At 57.0% G+C, this 18,351-nt stretch carries 17 protein-coding genes and 1 riboswitch; of the genes, 7 read left to right on the top strand and 10 right to left on the bottom strand.

Features of this window, described 5'->3' with window-relative positions; all coding sequences use genetic code 11:
• Nucleotides 1–88 precede the first annotated feature (88 nt).
• Nucleotides 89–526: a PACE efflux transporter gene (locus RMR16_RS05020; RefSeq protein WP_320200074.1), complete on the top strand. Its 438-nt coding sequence runs from the start codon at nt 89–91 to the stop codon at nt 524–526.
• Between the two features lie 65 nt (nt 527–591).
• Here the strand turns inward: RMR16_RS05020 and RMR16_RS05015 are convergent, their stop codons facing one another.
• The 4 genes from RMR16_RS05015 to RMR16_RS05000 are packed head-to-tail and all read right to left on the bottom strand — an operon-like array spanning nt 592 to nt 4,606.
• Nucleotides 592–1,200 (bottom strand): ABC-type transport auxiliary lipoprotein family protein, encoded by a 609-nt coding sequence (locus tag RMR16_RS05015; RefSeq protein WP_320200121.1) that lies wholly within the window; start codon nt 1,198–1,200, stop codon nt 592–594.
• A gap of 28 nt (nt 1,201–1,228) precedes the next feature.
• Nucleotides 1,229–2,599: an MlaD family protein gene (locus tag RMR16_RS05010; protein WP_320200075.1), complete on the bottom strand. Its 1,371-nt coding sequence runs from the start codon at nt 2,597–2,599 to the stop codon at nt 1,229–1,231.
• 2 nt (nt 2,600–2,601) lie between these two features.
• Nucleotides 2,602–3,465, bottom strand: a complete 864-nt coding sequence (locus tag RMR16_RS05005) for an ABC transporter ATP-binding protein (protein WP_320200076.1) — start codon at nt 3,463–3,465, stop codon at nt 2,602–2,604.
• Nucleotides 3,446–4,606, bottom strand: coding sequence for an ABC transporter permease (locus RMR16_RS05000; protein ID WP_320200077.1), 1,161 nt, complete (start codon nt 4,604–4,606; stop codon nt 3,446–3,448). Before RMR16_RS05000 ends, RMR16_RS05005 begins: the two co-directional genes overlap by 20 nt.
• A 143-nt stretch (nt 4,607–4,749) precedes the next feature.
• On the opposite strand from RMR16_RS05000, the gene dgcA reads away from it, so the two are divergent.
• A complete protein-coding gene (dgcA, locus tag RMR16_RS04995; protein ID WP_320200078.1) occupies nt 4,750–5,733 on the top strand; it encodes an N-acetyl-D-Glu racemase DgcA in 984 nt (327 codons plus the stop codon).
• Between the two features lie 4 nt (nt 5,734–5,737).
• Here the strand turns inward: dgcA and RMR16_RS04990 are convergent, their stop codons facing one another.
• Nucleotides 5,738–6,568 carry a UDP-2,3-diacylglucosamine diphosphatase gene (locus RMR16_RS04990; RefSeq protein WP_413786002.1) on the bottom strand — a complete coding sequence of 277 codons (831 nt, stop codon included), beginning with the start codon at nt 6,566–6,568 and terminating at the stop codon, nt 5,738–5,740.
• Nucleotides 6,569–6,796: 228 nt separating this feature from the next.
• On the opposite strand from RMR16_RS04990, the gene RMR16_RS04985 reads away from it, so the two are divergent.
• A complete protein-coding gene (locus RMR16_RS04985; protein ID WP_320200080.1) occupies nt 6,797–9,112 on the top strand; it encodes an NADP-dependent malic enzyme in 2,316 nt (771 codons plus the stop codon).
• A 150-nt stretch (nt 9,113–9,262) separates the two neighbouring features.
• The gene (locus tag RMR16_RS04980) at nt 9,263–10,378 is read left to right on the top strand and encodes a DUF2865 domain-containing protein (protein WP_320200081.1); all 1,116 of its coding nucleotides are present in this window, start codon (nt 9,263–9,265) and stop codon (nt 10,376–10,378) included.
• Nucleotides 10,379–10,703: 325 nt separating this feature from the next.
• On the opposite strand, the gene bluB is transcribed toward RMR16_RS04980, so the two are convergent.
• The gene (bluB, locus tag RMR16_RS04975; RefSeq protein WP_320200082.1) at nt 10,704–11,390 is read right to left on the bottom strand and encodes a 5,6-dimethylbenzimidazole synthase; all 687 of its coding nucleotides are present in this window, start codon (nt 11,388–11,390) and stop codon (nt 10,704–10,706) included.
• A 72-nt stretch (nt 11,391–11,462) separates the two neighbouring features.
• Nucleotides 11,463–11,663, bottom strand: a riboswitch (cobalamin riboswitch).
• A 31-nt stretch (nt 11,664–11,694) separates the two neighbouring features.
• Here bluB and RMR16_RS04970 point away from each other — a divergent pair.
• Nucleotides 11,695–11,967 (top strand): hypothetical protein, encoded by a 273-nt coding sequence (locus RMR16_RS04970; protein WP_432354351.1) that lies wholly within the window; start codon nt 11,695–11,697, stop codon nt 11,965–11,967.
• A gap of 51 nt (nt 11,968–12,018) precedes the next feature.
• A complete protein-coding gene (locus RMR16_RS04965; protein ID WP_320200084.1) occupies nt 12,019–13,578 on the top strand; it encodes a phospholipase D family protein in 1,560 nt (519 codons plus the stop codon).
• A gap of 182 nt (nt 13,579–13,760) precedes the next feature.
• Here the strand turns inward: RMR16_RS04965 and RMR16_RS04960 are convergent, their stop codons facing one another.
• The 4 genes from RMR16_RS04960 to RMR16_RS04945 form a co-directional block, all read right to left on the bottom strand.
• Complete coding sequence (locus tag RMR16_RS04960) at nt 13,761–14,597, bottom strand: response regulator (RefSeq protein ID WP_320200085.1); 837 nt, start codon at nt 14,595–14,597, stop codon at nt 13,761–13,763.
• A 125-nt stretch (nt 14,598–14,722) separates the two neighbouring features.
• Nucleotides 14,723–15,115: a response regulator gene (locus RMR16_RS04955; protein WP_320200086.1), complete on the bottom strand. Its 393-nt coding sequence runs from the start codon at nt 15,113–15,115 to the stop codon at nt 14,723–14,725.
• Nucleotides 15,116–15,309: 194 nt separating this feature from the next.
• On the bottom strand, nt 15,310–16,014 hold the full coding sequence (locus RMR16_RS04950; protein WP_320200087.1) for an SDR family oxidoreductase: 705 nt from the start codon (nt 16,012–16,014) through the stop codon (nt 15,310–15,312).
• Between the two features lie 106 nt (nt 16,015–16,120).
• The gene (locus RMR16_RS04945; RefSeq protein WP_320200122.1) at nt 16,121–17,278 is read right to left on the bottom strand and encodes a pyridoxal phosphate-dependent aminotransferase; all 1,158 of its coding nucleotides are present in this window, start codon (nt 17,276–17,278) and stop codon (nt 16,121–16,123) included.
• A 163-nt stretch (nt 17,279–17,441) separates the two neighbouring features.
• Here RMR16_RS04945 and RMR16_RS04940 point away from each other — a divergent pair, with 163 nt between their 5' ends.
• Nucleotides 17,442–18,209, top strand: coding sequence for a DsbA family protein (locus tag RMR16_RS04940; RefSeq protein WP_320200088.1), 768 nt, complete (start codon nt 17,442–17,444; stop codon nt 18,207–18,209).
• The last annotated feature ends 142 nt before the right edge of the window (nt 18,210–18,351 follow it).

Genomic DNA, 18,351 nt, shown 5'->3' with positions numbered 1-18,351 from the left:
GCAAAGTTTTATATCAGCCTTGCGAGGACGACCTCGGCCATCATGGCAACAGCAGACGGGACGGCCCCGCTATTTACGGGAGTACCCCATGCGCACGATCAGCGATCGTATTCGTCACGCCCTCAGCTTTGAAATTATCGGCCTGCTGCTCATCATCCCCATCGGTGCCTTCGCCTTCGGCCTATCGATGGAAGACATTGGCGTGGTGGGTGTTGTCAGCTCCCTCGTCGCAACGGCCTGGAACTACCTTTACAATCTTGGCTTCGACCACGCCATGCAGCGTTTGAAGGGTACAACACAGAAATCAACAACGATACGTGTTGCCCATGCGGTGCTGTTCGAACTTGGCCTGCTGATTGCGCTCATCCCGTTCATCGTCTGGTATCTTGACGTCAGCTTTATGCACGCCCTTGTCATGGACGTGTCCTTCGCGCTGTTTTACGTTGTCTATGCCTTCGTCTTCAACTGGGGCTACGACCGCCTGTTCCCTCTGCCGGAATGGAAAACAGAATCACCAGCCGAATAAGACTCCAAACAAAAACGCCGCGCATCTTTCGATCCGCGGCGTTTTTTTTCTAATAGCCTTGCCGTCTACAGCGATTTCAACGTCCAGCTGACAATCTCACGCGATGCTGCCGCGAATGCACTGTCCAGCGCCTTCACGATATTCGCATTGCCAGAGCCACTGACACGGGCACTGGAACGAAACACTTCCTGCGCCTTGACCGTACCGTTCTTGTCGTTCAGCAGTTTTACCGAAATCTCGATATTCGCGATGTTGTTGGCCGTATCGACCTCAAACGCACGGATATCGGTCACGACCTGATAGTCGATGGCCAGACCCTGCCCCGGACGTCCTACGCCACCAAGTCTGCCGGTGTCTTCGAAGCTTTCCACCAGCTTGGACTGAACCATGCGCGGCAGGCGGTCGCTCCATTGCGAGTTTGCGAGATATTGCACCTCGGAGCCGGAAAGCCGTACCACGATATTTTCGCTGTCCAGCGCCTTCAGCGCCGTTGGCTCGGCAATCAGCAATTGCCGGGAACGCAGCGATGGAGCCTTCGTCACCGGCGCAGATGACACCGAAAGATCGAATGTGTCGTTCTTGGCAGCGCCACCGCAACCGGCCAGCAAGCCAGCCAGCAGCGGAAGAATGACAACAACCTTGGTCGAAGCCGGAGCAAAACCCTGCCAGCGCATCAGCGAAACCTTCAATGTCCTACCCCCGTCAACGCCTTGTCCGGCCGTCATACTGTTTCACGTTCTCGCCGCCAAAGATCAGGCGCTGCGGATCGCGATCGAAATTCGTGATCGTATTGTTCAGATTGTCCACCGTCTGTTTGGTGTTGCCAATCAGCGCCTGGAAATCTTTCAGGCCCGTGCTGGAAAACCGTGCCAGATTGTCGGCAATCGGACCAATGCGTGTGTTGAGATTATCCGCAACCGCCTTGAAGGAGGCAAGGGTCTCACGCGCCTTTGCAAAAAGCGAATTGGCGTCATCGGTTCCCAACAAACCATCAACTTTCGCCAGAATTCCATCCACACGGCTGGAAGCAGCGTTCAGCTTGCGGGACATATCGGTAAAATCGGCAATCGCCTGATCGATATCCGGGGCACGTGTGCCAACGCCATCGGCAATCTGTTTGAAGGAGGCGATGGCCTGGCGCGCATCCGCCGTTGCAGCAGACACGTCATCCACGGCATTGCCAACCTTTGCCGCATCGACCGCTGCCAGCAAGTCGTCGGCGCGCTTCACGACAGTCTGCACTTCAGTGCTGGCCTGCTCGAAGTTGCGCGAAATGCGCTGCACGGTTTCCATGACCTGTTGAATGCCGCCAGACGATTCCGCCACATCTGATGTCACCTTGTCGACATTGGTGAGAATGGAATCGATCTTCTGCGAATCCACCGACTTCACCAGATCCTCCACAGCCGTCAACGTGCTGTCCAAGCGGACGGACACGGACTGAACGGTGGTGGAAAGCGAGCTCAAGCTCTCCAGAAAGTTTTCGATGCCGTTGGCATTGGATGCCAAGGCGTTGGAGAATGTTTCGGCATTGCGCACCGTCTGCGTCAAAGGTCCACGCGCATCCTGCACGAAGCCCTGAAGTTCGCCGATGGCACCATCGGCACGGCGCAAAATCTTGTCTGCCGTCGCCAGAAGGTTCGTCACGCTGGAAAGATCTGCGGTCAGCTCGGCCGGCACGCCGGTGTCGAACGACTTCTGCAAAATACGTTCTTCATTGTTGCGGCCACCGGACAGTTCGATATAGGCAGCGCCCGTCAGGCCCTGAATTTCAAGCACGGCGCGGGTGGAGGGAAACACTGGCGCATCGGCCTGCACTTCGGTAAACGCAATCGAAAATGCCGGATCGTCCCGGTCGATAGACAGGCCGCGCACCGTACCAACGGGAATACCGTTGAAGCGCACGGGCGAGCCGACAGACAGACCGTTTGCCGAGCCGGGAATGCGGATTGTCAACTGCGCCGTTGGGCCGCCGCGTCCAAATTCAGCCATCCAGTAAACGAAGCCGAACGCGGCTGCGACCACGATGAGCGTGAAAATTCCGACGATGGTGTAATTTGCCTTGGTTTCCATGGCTATCCGTCACTCCCCGGAATGTGTTGCGTGCCATCTGGAAGGACGACTGCGCGTGCCCGCTTTCCGCGGAAATATGATTGAACCCAAGGATCGTCGCTTTCGAACATTTCCTCAAGCGTCCCTTCGACCAGCACCTTCTTGTTGCCAAGAACGGCGATGCGGTCACACACCGAAAACAGACTGTCGAGGTCGTGCGTCACCATATAGACAGTCAGGCCGAGCGAATCGCGAAGACGCGCAATCAGCATATCAAATTCTGCGGCACCAATCGGGTCGAGGCCCGATGTCGGCTCATCCAGAAAAACCAGATCAGGATCGAGAGATAGCGCACGCGCCAGTGCGGCGCGCTTGATCATGCCGCCCGAAAGCTCGGACGGAAACTTGTCCGCCGCATCAGGCGCCAAGCCCACCATCTCGATTTTGAGCGCAGCAAGCTCGTCCATCAACTGCTGCGGCAGGTCGAGATATTCCCGCATCGGAAGCTGGATGTTCTCTTTTACCGTCAGGCCGGAAAACAGCGCACCTTGCTGAAACAGCACGCCAAGGCGGGTGTCCAGCGCCATGCGCTCTTCTTCCGTCGCCTTGTCGTAATCGGTCCCGAGAATCTTGATCGTGCCGCTCTGTCGGGCCAGCAAGCGCAGAACTGCGCGCATCAGCACGGATTTGCCCGCACCGGATGGTCCGATGAAGCCGAGAATTTCACCGCGATACACATCGAGGTCGAGATTTTCGAGGACGACCTTGTCGCCGAATGCGACCGTCACGCCTTCAACCGAGAGAATGACCTCCCGATCCTTGCTGCTTTTTTCTTTTTTCACGTCCTGATCCTGCAACAGCCTCTCCTTAAAAATCGATGGCTGCATAGAAGATGGCGAAAACGCCATCGACCAGGATAACAACGAAAATGGACTTCACCACGGAGGACGTCACGTGCTGGCCAAGTGATTCCGCACTGCCACCCACCTTCATGCCTTCAACCGCAGCCACAATGCCAATGATCAGCGCCATGAATGGTGCCTTGATCATGCCCGATGCGATGGTGGACAGTTCCACCGCCGCATGAAGGCGCGAAACGAAGACTTCGAACGTGATGCCCGAATAGAGCAATGAAACCACGGCGGCCCCAAACAGGGCCGAGAAATTGGCAAGGATCGTCAAAAGCGGCAGCGCAATGGTCAGTGCCACGAGGCGCGGAAACACCAGAACGCCAACGGGGTTAAGCCCGATGACCTTCAGCGCGTCGATTTCCTCGCGCATTTTCATGGAGCCGATTTCGGCTGTAATCGCACTGCCGGAACGGCCTGCAATCATGATAGCCGTCAAAAGCACGCCGATTTCACGCAATTGCAAAATGCCGACGAGGTCCACCACGAAAACTTCAGCGCCGAAATACCGCAGCTGGAACGCGCCCTGCTGCGCGATGATCGCGCCAATCAGAAACGACATCAGCATGATGATCGGAACGGCGCGTACGCCCATATGGTCGATCTGGTTGACGATGGCGGCTGGTGAAACACCGCGTCCGCGCCCAAGCTTCATCTGTGCACCGCGCACGGCGGAACCCAGAATATACATGCCAGCCAGGAAGTCCGCGCCAGCCTGCACGACATTTTTGCCGATAGGGTTGAATATGCGCTCGGTCAGGCTCGACTTGTTCGCATCTTTCGGCGGCAGGGGCGCTTCATCCGGCAACGCGTTGATGATGCCTTCAACACGCTCATTGCCTTCAAAGGCCACTTGCGTGCCGGCTTTTTCCAGCCGGGATTTCATGCGCCGCAGAAGCCAGGCACCCGTCGTGTCGATATTATCGACATCGGAGAGATCGATTGCGACGGAACCGGAGGGCTTGGATGTCTCGAGCTTTACGACATCGGCAAGCACAGAACTGATATTGGCGTTGCGCCACGAGCCGCTCAGAGCATAGCGCGCACCGCCGCTCTCTGCGTTATCATCCGCCGAGATTGCTGCTGCTTGCGCCTGCTGCCGTGTTTCAAGTTCTTGCATCTTGCTCCAAGCGAATGCAGCTTATTAAAGATTCTCTAACGATTCATATCGTTTGACGGATCACCAAGCCACAGCGATGCGGGCGAATTCAGGAGATTTGTCGTCTATTTAGCGGTTTATGTCCCAACCAGAAGGCTATTTTGATGCGCCGTTACCTTGAAGCCACAACAGAGGTATTCCCAGTTGCAGGCAGCTTCACCATTTCACGCGGTAGCCGCACCGAAGTGCGCGTCGTTGTGTGCTCCATCAGCCAAGATGGCATCAAAGGTGTGGGAGAATGCGTTCCTTACACACGATACGGAGAATCAATCGAAGGCGTGATGGCCGATATTCAAGCGGTGTCGGACGTCATTTCCAACGGTCTGGACCGGCACGAACTGCAACACATCATGAAACCGGGTGCGGCGCGCAATGCGGTGGATTGTGCATTGTGGGATCTGGAAGCCAAGCTGTCCGGCAAGACCGTCGCATCCACGCTTCTCCCGGTTGCGCTAAAACCAATCGTCACGGCTTACACGATTTCCCTTGGCGATGCCGACACCATGGCTGCCAAAGCCGCCGAGAACGCCGCTCGTCCGCTTCTCAAGATCAAGACCGGCACGGATGATGATGAAGCTCGGTTGCGGGCCGTGCGCGCTGCTGCACCCAGTGCCCAGATCATCATCGATGCCAATGAAGGCTGGACGTATGACAATATCGAACATCACCTTACCATCGCCGCAGAGCTGAATATCGCCCTGATCGAACAACCTCTGCCCGCTGGCAAAGACGCCATTCTTGCACGAATCAACCGGCCCGTTGCCATTTGCGCGGATGAAAGCGTGCACCTGACGGCCGATCTGGCGTCACTGCGGGATCGTTACGACGCCATCAACATCAAGCTGGACAAGACCGGCGGCTTGACGGAGGCGCTGCTCATGAAGCGCGAGGCCGAACGCCTCGGCTACACCATCATGATCGGTTGTATGCTCGGCACATCGCTTGGCATGGCGCCAGCCCTATTGCTGGCGCAGGACACCGCTTATGCCGACCTCGACGGGCCGCTGCTTCTGGCGCGGGATCGGGTTCCGGGCCTTACCTACGAAGGATCGCTCGTTCACCCGCCAAAACCGGAGCTTTGGGGCTGAATGCTCAGGCCGCCTGTTTGCCCAGCAGGCCTGAGAAGTTCACCGGCTCCAATTCGCGCACGGTGGTTTCTGCCAGCTGATCATCGGATTTCATCCAGGTGATCAGCTCGAAAGAACCGTCCATGTTCTCGGCAATCGCCGTGCAGCTTTCCACCCAGTCGCCGGTATTGATGTAGCGAATACCGTCGATATCCTCCATCACCGCGTGGTGAATATGCCCACAGATAACGCCGTCGACCTTGTTGCGACGGGCTTCGTCCGCCACCACGCGCTGGAATTCACCGATGAAGTTGACGGCGTGTTTGACCTGCAACTTCGCCCAGGCGGAGAACGACCAGTAAGGCAGGCCGACACGACGCCGAACGGCGGCGATGATGACGTTCAGCGCAATGGCCGCGTCATAGGCCCAGTCGCCCAGATAGGCCAGCAGGCGGGCGTTTCTGACGACGACATCAAACTCATCACCGTGGATGACGAGGTACTTCTTGCCATCGGCAGCTTCATGGATCATCCGCTCTGCCACTTCGATGCCGCCGAAATGGGTGCCGGGAAATTCCCGCAGAAACTCATCATGGTTTCCGGGAATATAGACGATGCGTGTTCCCTTGCGCGCCTTGCGCAAAAGCTTCTGCACCACATCATTGCAGCCCTGCGGCCAGTACCAGTTCCGGCGCAGGCGCCAGCCATCTATAATGTCGCCGACGAGAAAGATCGTATCGGCTTCGTGGTGGCGAAGGAAATCCAGCAGGAAATCGGTCTTCGCCGCTTTGGATCCAAGATGCACATCTGAAATGAAAAGCGTTTTAAACTGTCTGGCTTCACTTTGCTCGACCATGGAATTCATCCCCCTGTCTCGGCAACTTTCTCGGCAACTTTTCATGCATGCAAAATCAGACTCGTGTTTCAGCAAGATGACAAAGCAACATTTGGCGCAGGAAACTCCTGTTTTGCGTAAGAACAAAAGCACCAAATTTGGGGCAGGCAGATGAAATAAACGGCTGTACGCATCTGCCGATTGTTGTATGCAAAGGCTTCCAAGAAACTAAAAATAAGCGGTGAAAAAATGAGTTCTCAGGACACTGGCGATACGCAAAACAAAAACCCCAATGCGGATCTAGAAGAACAGGCGCTTTTCTATCACCGCTACCCACGCCCCGGAAAACTGGAAATTCAGGCAATTAAGCCGCTCGGCAACCAGCGCGATCTGGCGCTTGCCTATTCTCCCGGCGTTGCCGCTCCTTGCCTCGCCATCCACGAAAATCCGGAAATGGCGGCGCAATATACGGCCCGCGCCAATCTGGTGGCGGTTATTTCCAACGGCACGGCGGTGCTTGGCCTTGGCAATATCGGCCCGCTGGCCTCCAAGCCTGTCATGGAAGGCAAGGCCGTCCTGTTCAAGAAATTCGCTGGCATCGATGTTTTCGATATCGAAATCGACGCGCCTGGAATCAACGACATGGTCTCCACCATCTCGGCACTGGAACCCACATTCGGCGGCATCAACCTTGAAGATATCAAGGCGCCCGAATGTTTTGAGGTCGAGCGCCAGTTGCGCGAGAAGATGAATATTCCCGTCTTCCATGATGACCAGCATGGCACCGCCATCATCGTCGCAGCCGCCGTCACCAACGCGCTGGAGCTTGCGGGCAAGTCGCTGAGCAACGTCAAGATCGTTGCATCAGGTGCGGGCGCTGCTGCTCTTGCCTGCCTCAACCTGCTGGTCGTGCTGGGTGCGAAACGCGAAAACATCTGGGTTCACGATATTGAAGGCCTCGTTTACGATGGCCGCAACACCTTGATGGACGAGTGGAAGGAGGTCTACGCACAAAAGACCGACAAACGCGCGCTCAACGAAACGATCGACGGTGCCGACGTGTTCCTCGGCCTTTCCGCCGCTGGTGTTTTGAAGCCGGAACTTCTGGCACGCATGGCTGAAAAGCCGCTCATTCTGGCACTTGCCAACCCCAACCCGGAAATCATGCCGGAAGTGGCCCGCGCTGCCCGCCCGGATGCGATGATTTGCACCGGCCGATCGGACTTCCCGAACCAGGTCAACAACGTCCTGTGCTTCCCCTATATTTTCCGGGGCGCACTGGATTGCGGCGCGACCACCATCAACGAAGAAATGAAGATGGCCGCGGTTCACGCCATTGCCGAACTGGCGCGTGAAGAAGTCTCCGAAGTGGCTGCAAAAGCCTATAGCGGTGAAACGCCGGTCTTTGGTGCAAACTATCTCATCCCATCGCCGTTCGATCCGCGCCTTATTCTGCGCATTGCACCAGCCGTTGCCCGTGCCGCCGCCGCCAGCGGTGTTGCCGCTCGTCCGATCACCGATTTCGATGCCTATCTCGATCAGTTGAACCGTTTCGTCTGGCGCTCCGGCTTCATCATGAAGCCGATTTTCAACGTGGCAAAGACGGCGGAAAAGAAGCGCATCATTTTCGCGGAAGGCGAAGACGAGCGCGTGCTGCGCGCAGCGCAGGTTCTTTTGGAAGAAGGCACCGGCGTTCCTATTCTCATCGGTCGTCCGCAGATCATCGAAACACGCCTAAAGCGTTTCGGTCTTCGCATTCGCCCCAATGCAGACTTCGCCGTGGTCAACCCTGAAGATGATCCACGTTACCGCGAATATGTGGATGACTATTTTGCGCTGGTGGGCCGTGCCGGCATCAACCCGGAAGCAGCCCGCACCATCGTGCGTACAAACAGCACCGTCATTGGCGCACTGTCGGTCAAACGCGGTGAAGCCGATGCCTTGATCTGCGGTCTGGAAGGCCGGTTCGACCGCCACCTGCGGGATGTCAACCAGATCATCGGCAAGCGTGAAGGCGCCCGTTCCTTCGGCGGTCTCAGCTTGCTGATTACCCCGCAGGGCGCGATCTTCCTGACGGATACATTCGTCAATTACGAACCGACCTCCGAAGATTTGGCCGAACTGGCCATTCTGGCATCGCGGGAAATAAAGCGCTTCGGCATTACGCCAAAAATCGCTCTCGTCAGCCACTCGAACTTCGGTTCGCGTGATTCTGAAAGCGCGCGCAAGATGCGCCGCGCGCTTCAAATCGTGCGGAATGCAGCGCCTGAGCTGGAAATCGATGGCGAAATGCAGGGCGGCTCTGCCCTTTCGGAAACCTTGCGCAAGCGCGCTATGCCAAACAGCGCACTGTCCGGCGAGGCCAACCTGCTGGTGTTCCCGAACCTCGATTCGGCCAACATCACGCTTGGCATCGTTCGTACCATGACGGAAGGCCTGCATGTCGGCCCGATCCTGCTCGGCACGGCCCTGCCCGCCCATATTCTGGCACCGACCGTGACCTCGCGTGGCGTGGTCAATATGGCGGCTCTTGCTGCGGTTCAGGCCTCGCACCCTTCGGTGTAAGTCGGGATTAACGCAATTTTGAACTGGCTGTTGCCGCTTTGCGGCACAGCTCTATGGTATCCTGAGCTTATAGACATCATCCGCATCCCGCGGGTGATGCTCAACAGGATATGGCCTGCATGTCGGCAGGTCAGGAAACGGAACGGACCATTGATCCCGCGCCGCAGCCGTTTGATCGGCACAGTCGTTATGCTCATGCTTGCGGCGCCCTTGGCGGCGCAAGCCAGTGCTGTATGCGATGCGCTTCATGCGCAGCTCGACCAGCCAGCCCAACGCATTGGCAACACCGCTGAGGTCCGCCAATACGCCAACGCGCTGGCGCAGCAGAATATCATCATCCGCCGGATCAAAAACGATATGCGAGGCTATGGCTGCTCGTCCGGCAGCGTCATCGTCTATGGCAATCCCAATGCACAATTGTGCGGTGAAATCGGCGATGCGCTGGTGCGTGCGGAATCCGAGCGGGACATGATTGCCGAAGATCGCGACAGAATGCTTGCCTCCCAACGCAGTGATCACGCGGAAGATAACCGTCAGCGCATCATGGCCGCGCTGGATGCGCAAGGCTGCTTTGATGAGCAACCACCCTCTTTCACGTCCAACGATCCATCGCAGAACCCGGACATGCGTGGCCCGTCAGATCCTTTCTACGAGCCTGATAACCGCGATTATGCACCGTCGCGCGATACGCCCATGCAAGGCGGTTTGAGAACGCTTTGCGTGCGCACCTGCGACGGCGCTTTTTTCCCGATTTCGTCCAACGCGACGCCGCTGGATTTTCGTGCCCAGGCCGCCCAGTGCGAACGGATGTGTCCCGGCACGCAAACAGAGCTTTTCTACCATTCCCTTCAGGGACAGGAGAGTTCAGACATGGTCTCCGCCAGAACCGGCGAGCCATACACCTCCATGCCCACCGCTTTCGCCTATAAAAACCGAACCGCCGCCAGCGGCGGCCCATCCTGCGGCTGCAACATGGCGGCCTATCATAATGAGATGAAAAAACAGGAAGATCAGGCAAAAGCCCCGCGATCCACCGCCTTGCAGGACCAATCCAGTATCACGACCATCACGTCACCCAAGAGTGACACCGCGCCAAAACCGGCAGACATCAAGCCCGAGGAAAAAGCCGAGCCCATTCCTGAGCGGGACTACGATCCCAACAACAGCAAGGTGCGCCTCGTCGGCCCGCAGTTCATGCCCAAGGAAACAAGCCGCATCGACCTGCAAAACCCGGCCTTGAAGGGCGCTCAGCCGCAGCAGCAGTGAGGCGCGTTGCGCAAAGGGGGGGGGCGTTGGTTTTGCGGTGACGCATATGCAAAGGCAAAAACCCACAAGAATACAATAAACGACAGCGGGTGGGGCTTCCCCCCCCCTCTGTCCTGCCGGACATCTCCCCCACAAGGAGGGAGATTGGCAAGACGCAAACTCCGCATTCTTTCCATAGCGTTTAAGATGGGCGAGACATCGCCACGATTCGATCTCCCCACCTGTGGGGGAGATGTGCGGCAGGACAGAGGGGGGTGAGCCACACCCGCTGCGGTGTAATTGGCTATGTGAAAGACCCCGGTACGTTAAACGTCAGAAACTTCCCTCACCGCGCACCCCACCGATCCCGAAACAGCAACTCCTCCAATGGCAGTCTCTGCCGCCACCCCTTGACCGCCAGTTCCGGCTCACCATACAGCACATCCACCCGGCCAAGACACAGCCACGCAACAATCTCGACATGCGCCGGAATCCCGAGAATTTCGCGGATATCGGCATCGTGGAAAATGCTGACCCAACCCACACCCACGCCTTCGGCCCTTGCGGCAAGCCAGAGGTTCTGGATGGCGCAGACGGTGGAATAGACGTCCATGCGCGGATTGTGCGTGCGCCCCAGCACCACATCACCGCCGCGTGTTGGATCGCAGGTGACGCAGATCGAGAGCGGTGCTTTGCGAATACCCTCCAGCTTCAGGCTGCTGTAAAGCGCCTGCTGCTCTTCAGCAAACATCAGCTTGGCTTCTGCATTGGCGCGGGAAAATGCCTCCCACGCGCTTTGCTTGGTGGCCTCATCCGTTATCAGCGTGAAATTCCATGGCTGCATGAAGCCGACCGAGGGTGCAGAATGGGCCGCCTTCAGCAGCTTCGTCACCAGTTCGTCCGGCAGCGGCTCGGCCAGAAACTGGTCGCGCACGTCGCGGCGTGTTTCGATGGCGCGGTAGACCGCTGCTTTGTCATCGCTGGAAAATTCACCCGCTGGCGAGAGCGCGTGTTGAAACTCATCAGGTCGCATCGTTTATCCCCAACAATGCAAAAGCCGGGCACAAAGCACCCTGCTTTCAAACAACCTGCCGCCGTCCGTGCGGTTGGTCTATCGTATCAGGCCGGTCTTCTGACTTGGCTTCATCCACGCGCTGCCGCCTTCCCGATGTCACTCAGTGGCTTATGGCCACTCCGTGGCCCTTGGCAACCCGCATCCACCTTACAGCGCTGGGCACGTTGCGGATTTTCACCGCATTCCCGATTCTCCCGCTTAAGCGCGGGCACCTGATATTGGCGTTATGCGCAGGTGTTCCGCAGGACGCAAGAAAATCCGCGTGGTCGCAAAGTTTTTCATTTCACCACCGCGCCGGAACCCGGTGCCATCCTACCGCATTCTCTCTGCAAATGGAGGACTAGTCATGGAAGCCTACACCGAACTTCGCCAGCAAATCGGACAGGATCTCGACACGCTCAACCGCAAGGAAAGCCCGAAATCCATTTTCGAGATTGCGGAAGATTATCTTCTCGGCAACCCGACGCTGAAGCGGAACATTGTGGAAGACATTATCAAGGAAGAAGCCGATAAGCGGAACATTGAAATCCATTGACCGCACTCAGATATTGAATGCCGGGGAATTGATGCGGGTGAAACCATCACTGTGAGTGCCATTGTCATAATCGCCATCTTGATCGTTGCGGTGATCGTCGCCAGCCTTGTGCTTGCCTCGCGCCACCGTGACAGGATCATCATCAAGATTGCCTCCACTGCCCTTCCCAAAGACAATGACGCAACGCCGCTCGACCGGCACTGGGCGGATATCCAAGCCGATCATTCGCAGCCCAACGCGCTGTCTCTGGTGCAATCCAATCTGGGTGCCTTCGCCGCAAGGGTCGGCTCCGCACGCGCCGCAGGGCGCAGCCTTGATCTGATGTATTACATGTGGAATGCCGATCTCACCGGCCAATTGGTGATGCGTGAAGTCATCGCCGCGGCAGATCGCGGCGTAAGGGTTCGCCTGCTTCTGGACGATCTTGGCGTTTCCATCTCGGACCGGGCTTTCCACGCCATCGACAGCCACCGCAACATCGAATTGCGCCTGTTCAACCCCACCAAGGCGCGGGAAAACGTCTTCCGGCGCGGGCTGGAAATGCTGGTGCGGTTCCGCAGCGTCAATCGGCGTATGCACAACAAGGCGTGGATTGCCGATGGCCGGGTGCTGATCGTCGGTGGTCGCAATATCGGCGATGCCTATTTCGATGCCGCTGATCTGGCAAATTTCCGAGATATGGACATCATCGCACACGGCGCGTGCGTGGCAGATGCGGAAGAGATTTTCGATGATTACTGGAACAGCGCCGTGGCCGTTCCGGTGCGTTCGCTTCTGGCACGCCGCCCCAACAAACTCGCCAAGCTTCGCCGCAAGATGGACATTCTGGCTTCCAGCGATGCCGCCCGGCCCTATCTGGCGCAGGTGGAAAGCCAGCACCACTCCGGCAATTTCCTGATGTCGGACAAGCTGCATTGGGTGGGCAGCGCGCAGGTTGTCGCCGACCCGCCCGAAAAGGCGGCGGGCCGACGGCGTAGCGGCCATAACTTCCTGATGGAAACCCTGCTGCCCATCATGGCGGAAACCACCAGAGAACTGCGCATTACGTCACCCTATTTCATTCCCGGCCTAAAGGGTGTCGAAACCCTGTCCCGATTGTCGGCAGATGGCATTGCCGTTTCGGTGCTGACCAACTCGCTCGCCGCAACGGATGTCGCTGCCGTTCACGCTGGCTATTCGCGTTATCGCAGACCCCTGTTGATGAACGGCGTAAAGCTGCATGAACTCCGGTCACAGGCAGATGACAACAACAAGGGTTTCACCCTGCGCGGTTCGGGCCAAGCCAGCCTGCACACCAAGGCTTTCACGCGCGATGAAGAAATAGGCTTCATCGGCTCGCTCAACTTCGATCCCCGCTCCATGTCCTTGAACACCGAAATGGGCGTGCTGTTTTCATCGCCCGGATTGGTAAAGGCCATGGACGAGATTTTCGCGGAAGAAACCACCCGAGAAATGAGTTTTGAGATAACACTCAACGCGCGGAAAAATCTGGTCTGGACGGGTTTGGTCGGTGGCCAGCCGAGGCATTATGCGCGTGAACCTTATGCCAGCCTCAGCCGCCGCGCACTGGCCGTCATCATGGGCATATTGCCGTTGGAATCGCAGCTCTGAAAGAAACGGCGGATGGAATTTTTTCTTTTCCGTCATGCCGGGCTTGACCCGGTATCCAGCAGCGCCACGTCTGTGGCGCAAAGAGTCTTTTGCGATCAAGGACTTGATCGCACCGGATCCCGGATCAAATCCGGGATGACGACGGATGAGTATCCCATCCGCCGCCCGCATTCTCAGCCGTTTTAAGCGGCCGCTTTTTGATTGCTCAATTTCGCAGACTTGATCTGCACCAGCGTATCCAGGTTCTGGTTCACGCGGCAGTAGAACTCTTCTTCGATGAACGGACGCAGCATGAAGTCGTTGCCGCCAGCCTTGAGGAAGCGCGCAGACAGCAGCCGGTTCGTGGAAGACGAAACGCCGATGATGCGCAATTCGTGAGAGCCGCGCATGGTGCGAATGCGGCGCGTCAGCTCAAAACCATCGATATCGGGCATGTTGTAGTCGGTGACGACCAGACCGATATCCGGGTTGTTCTTCAAAATTTCCAGCGCTTTCGCACCGCTTTCGGCAAGGCTGACACGGAAATTGTAACGCTTCAGGCGGCTGGACAGCAGCGCCCGCGCTGTCGGGCTGTCGTCCACGATCAGCACATGGTGGCGATGGTTGGTGAGGAAGCGGCAGACCGATTCCGTCAGCATATCCACGGCAAAGACATTGTCCTTGAGAATATAATCGACCACTTCCTTGGTGATCAGCTTCTCGCGTGTGTCTTCGTGGAACGTGCTGGTAAATACGATGGTCGGAATGGAAAGATCGATCAGATATTCAAGCGCCTCGCCATTTTCCGCACCGGGAAGGTTGATGTTGGAAATGGCAAGTGTGACGGGTTCGGAAGAACGCTCGTAGCATTCCTGCAATTCTTCAAAGCTGCGGCACACTTCAACGCTCAGGCCGAGCAACTCTTTCAGACGCGCACCGATCATCTGGGTGAAGACATTGGAATCTTCTGCGAGCAATATGCGAGTGTCATGAAATGGCACGCCGGAGTACTGCATGCCCGTAATTCCCAGAAAATTCATAGTGCCCCCAAAGCAGCTTCAATCTTTGGAACGCACTATAAACAGGGCTATTTTCAGAATAATTAATCGCCAAAACCACTTCTGAAACTATGGTTACTTAAAAGCAAAAGCATATCACCCGATGGTCAGTGAGACGCATCCAAAATCGGGATGCTTTTCAACATATGGACCACTGTGTCGAAGTCATATGGCTTGGGAAAAAACACGCTTTCCACCGGCAAGGCGTCATCGCCCAACTTGTGATGGCCCGATGTCAGAACGATACCAATCGGCATTGCGCTGCTGCGCGCCCAGTGGGCCAGTTCCACACCGTTCATGCTGCCCGGCATATCGATATCCGTGAACAGAACGCTGATGTCATTCCGGCTTTCGAGAATGCCCATGGCCTCATCTGCGTCAGATGCTTCAATCGCATCCAGACCCGCATCCTCGACCACGTCTACCGCCGTCATTCTCAGCAATGGGTCGTCCTCCACGATCAACACGACCCGTTTGGCGAATGGATTTTCCTGTCCCATTTCAAGTGACCTGTTCTGTTACCTCAGCGTCTACTTTCAGAGCCATAGTCCCTCATGAACCTATGACCCTCTGGCTTGAACAACGCCCCGATACAGTCCCGGTTCCGTCACGGCCTGTGGAAACAGGCCATGACGGGGAGCGTGCCTTAAGGTAAGGCATGCATTAAAAATCAATATTTTACGGGGAATAGTGTTTACACAGAACGGGTTAATCCGCCATCGACGCGCAGATTCTGGCCGGTAATATAACCGGCGCCCTCGGAGGCCAGAAACGCAACGGTCGCCGCAATCTCTTCGCTTTTGCCGTAACGCTGCATCGGCACCATTTCGCGGCGCGCTTCAGTAGCGGGCAGGCTGTCGATCCAGCCGGGCAAAACATTGTTCATCCGCACGTTGTCCGAGGCATATGTGTCCGAGAAGATTTTGGTGTAGGCGGCAAGGCCTGCGCGGAACACCGCCGATGTTGGAAACATATCGCTCGGCTCAAAAGCCCACGCCGTCGAGATATTGATGATCGCCCCGGATTTCTGCGCCACCATGGTCGGGGCAATGATGCGCGTCGGACGAATGACGTTCAGCAGATACACATCAAGGCCGGTGTGCCACTGCTCATCGGTAATCTCGAGAATAGGCGCACGCGGCCCGTGCCCAGCACTGTTGACCAGTACATCGATCCGCCCGAATTTTTCGAGTGTCACGTCGGCAAGCCGCTGCAAATCGTCGTTGGACTGGTTGGAGCCGGTAACGCCAATACCACCCAGCTCCGCCGCCAGCGCTTCACCCTTGCCGGAAGACGAGAGGATCGCGACCTTGTACCCATCTGCTGCAAACCGCTTTGCCACGGCAGCGCCCATGCCGCTGCCACCAGCCGTTACCACAGCTACTTTTTCTGCCGACATAATGGTCTCCTCATGATCTTTGGTGCGAGCTTATCCAGTTTCACCGGCAAACTCGAACCAAAATCATTGATGAAGAGTGCAGAAAAGCTTCAAGCGGTCTTAGCTTTTATTTCAGCCAACCTTCGATGCGCCCTACCGCCTCGGCAATGTCCGATACCGAACCCGCATAGGAAAAGCGCAAAGCGCGATGGCCTTCCAGCGGATCGAAATCGAGACCCGGCGTGGCCGCAACATCGATTTCCGCCAGCATACGCTTGGCAAAATCCATACTGTCATTGGAATAACGGCTGGTATCCACATAGGCGTAGAACGCACCATCCATCGGTGACGCCAGTGGCAGGCCCAATTCCGGCAGGCGGCTCATCAGAAAATCACGGTTGGTGCGGTAGCTTTCCTTATAGACGTCCAGCTCTTCCTCTGCCGAAAACGCCGCCGTCGCCGCAAGCTGCGAGAGTTCCGGCGCGGAAATATACATGCTTTGCGCCAGACATTCGATCGGACGGATCAGCTTTTCCGGCAGCACCATCCAGCCCACGCGCCAGCCGGTCATGCAATAATATTTGGAGAAGGAATTGATGACGATGGCGTTGTCGGCGATTTCGACGGCGCTGGTTTCTTCGCCAACGAATGTCAGGCCGTGGTAAATCTCGTCCGAGATGAAAGCGATATCGCGGCTGTCGCAGTATGCCGCCAGCCGTTTCAGCGCATCGCGGCCCGTCACGGTGCCGGTCGGGTTGGCGGGGCTGGCCAGCAGCACGCCTTTCAGCTTGCACCCGGCCTTGGCTTCCGCCCGCTCCAAGCTTGCCGGCGTCAGCGTGAAGCCGGTTTCCGCAGTCACCGGCACTTCCACCACATTCAGGCCAAGCGCCTTTAAAATATTGCGGTATGCGGGATATCCCGGGCGGGCAATCGCCACCGCATCGCCCGCATCAAACAGCGCCAGAAATGCCAGATTGAAACCCGCAGATGACCCCGTCGTCACGGCAATGCGGGCCGGATCGATGATCGTCCTGTGGCGAAGGCGATAACTTGCGGCAATCGCTTCGCGCAGTTCCCGCAGGCCCAGCGCATCCGTGTAACCAATGCGGCCATGCTTCAGCGCGTTTTCGGCAGCGTCCAGCGATGCTTTGGGCGCAGGGTGGGACGGCTGACCGACCGCCATGGAAATAACGGGGCGACCCGCCTGCTTGCGCCGGTTTGCCTCCGCCAGAATATCCATGGCATGGAATGGCTCTACCGCGCTTCGCTTGGACAAGGTTATCAAAAGCATGCTCTTTCTTGAAGGACTGTCGGAGATTTGCCGTATTATTGCGCTCTTCACAATGACGAGATCGCAACGAACGGATTTATTTTGCGATATGCGATCCCAATTAATTTAAGGTAATGCGATGAGAACGAGATTCGCCGCGATATCAATGAGGACCGACATGGCACTTTCCCTTCGCTCGACTGCTTTTGCCTGCCTGACGGCCCTTTCCACCCTTTTCGTGTCCCTGCCCGCCCATGCGCTGGATGAGACGCAGAAAAAGGAATTCGGCGAATTCATCAAGGAATACCTGATCGCCAACCCGGAAATCATGCTGGAGGTTCAGGAAGCGCTTGAGCGCAAGCAGTACGAGACCCGCAATGCCAAGGCAGCGGATGCCGTCGCGGAAAATCAAAAGCTCATCTTCAGCTCCAAATACGATCTGTCCCTCGGCAACCCGAATGGCGATGTGACGCTGGTTGAGTTCTTTGATTACAATTGCGGTTACTGCAAACGTGCCATGAGCGACGTGGACGACATTCTCAAGACCGACAAGAAAGTCCGTTTTGTTCTGAAGGAATTCCCTATCCTCGGCCCGGAATCACTGGAAGCCCATAAGGTTTCCAACGCCGTGAAGCTTCTCGCCCCTGAGAAATACCCTGAATTCCAGCGCACCCTCCTCGGCAGCCAAGGCCGCGCCAACGAAGCCAGCGCTATCGAAGTCGCAGAATCGCTGGGCCTCAAGGAAGCCGATATCCGCAAATCCATGGCGCAGAACCCCAATGATGCGCAGGTCAAAGAAGCCTACACGCTTGCCACCAACCTCGGCATAACTGGCACGCCGTCGTACATTATCGGCAACGAAGCCGTGTTCGGCGCTGTTGGCGCAGTGCCCCTGAAAGAAAAAATCGCCAACATGCGCACCTGCGGCAAGGCGACCTGCTCGTAAACCAACACCTCCACCTTCCCTCATTCCTGTGCTCGTCACAGGAATCCAGTCGACGCGCGTCTGCGCGACGGAAAGACTCTTTCCGCCCATAGACATGGACTGGCTGGATTCCTGTCAAATGACAGGGATGGGGGGTGCATCC

It is taken from the genome of Agrobacterium sp. rho-13.3 (assembly GCF_033957765.2).
Classification (GTDB): domain Bacteria; phylum Pseudomonadota; class Alphaproteobacteria; order Rhizobiales; family Rhizobiaceae; genus Agrobacterium.
The sequence above is the reverse complement of the archived record's forward strand: the minus strand, read 5'-3'. Positions and strand labels throughout refer to the sequence as shown.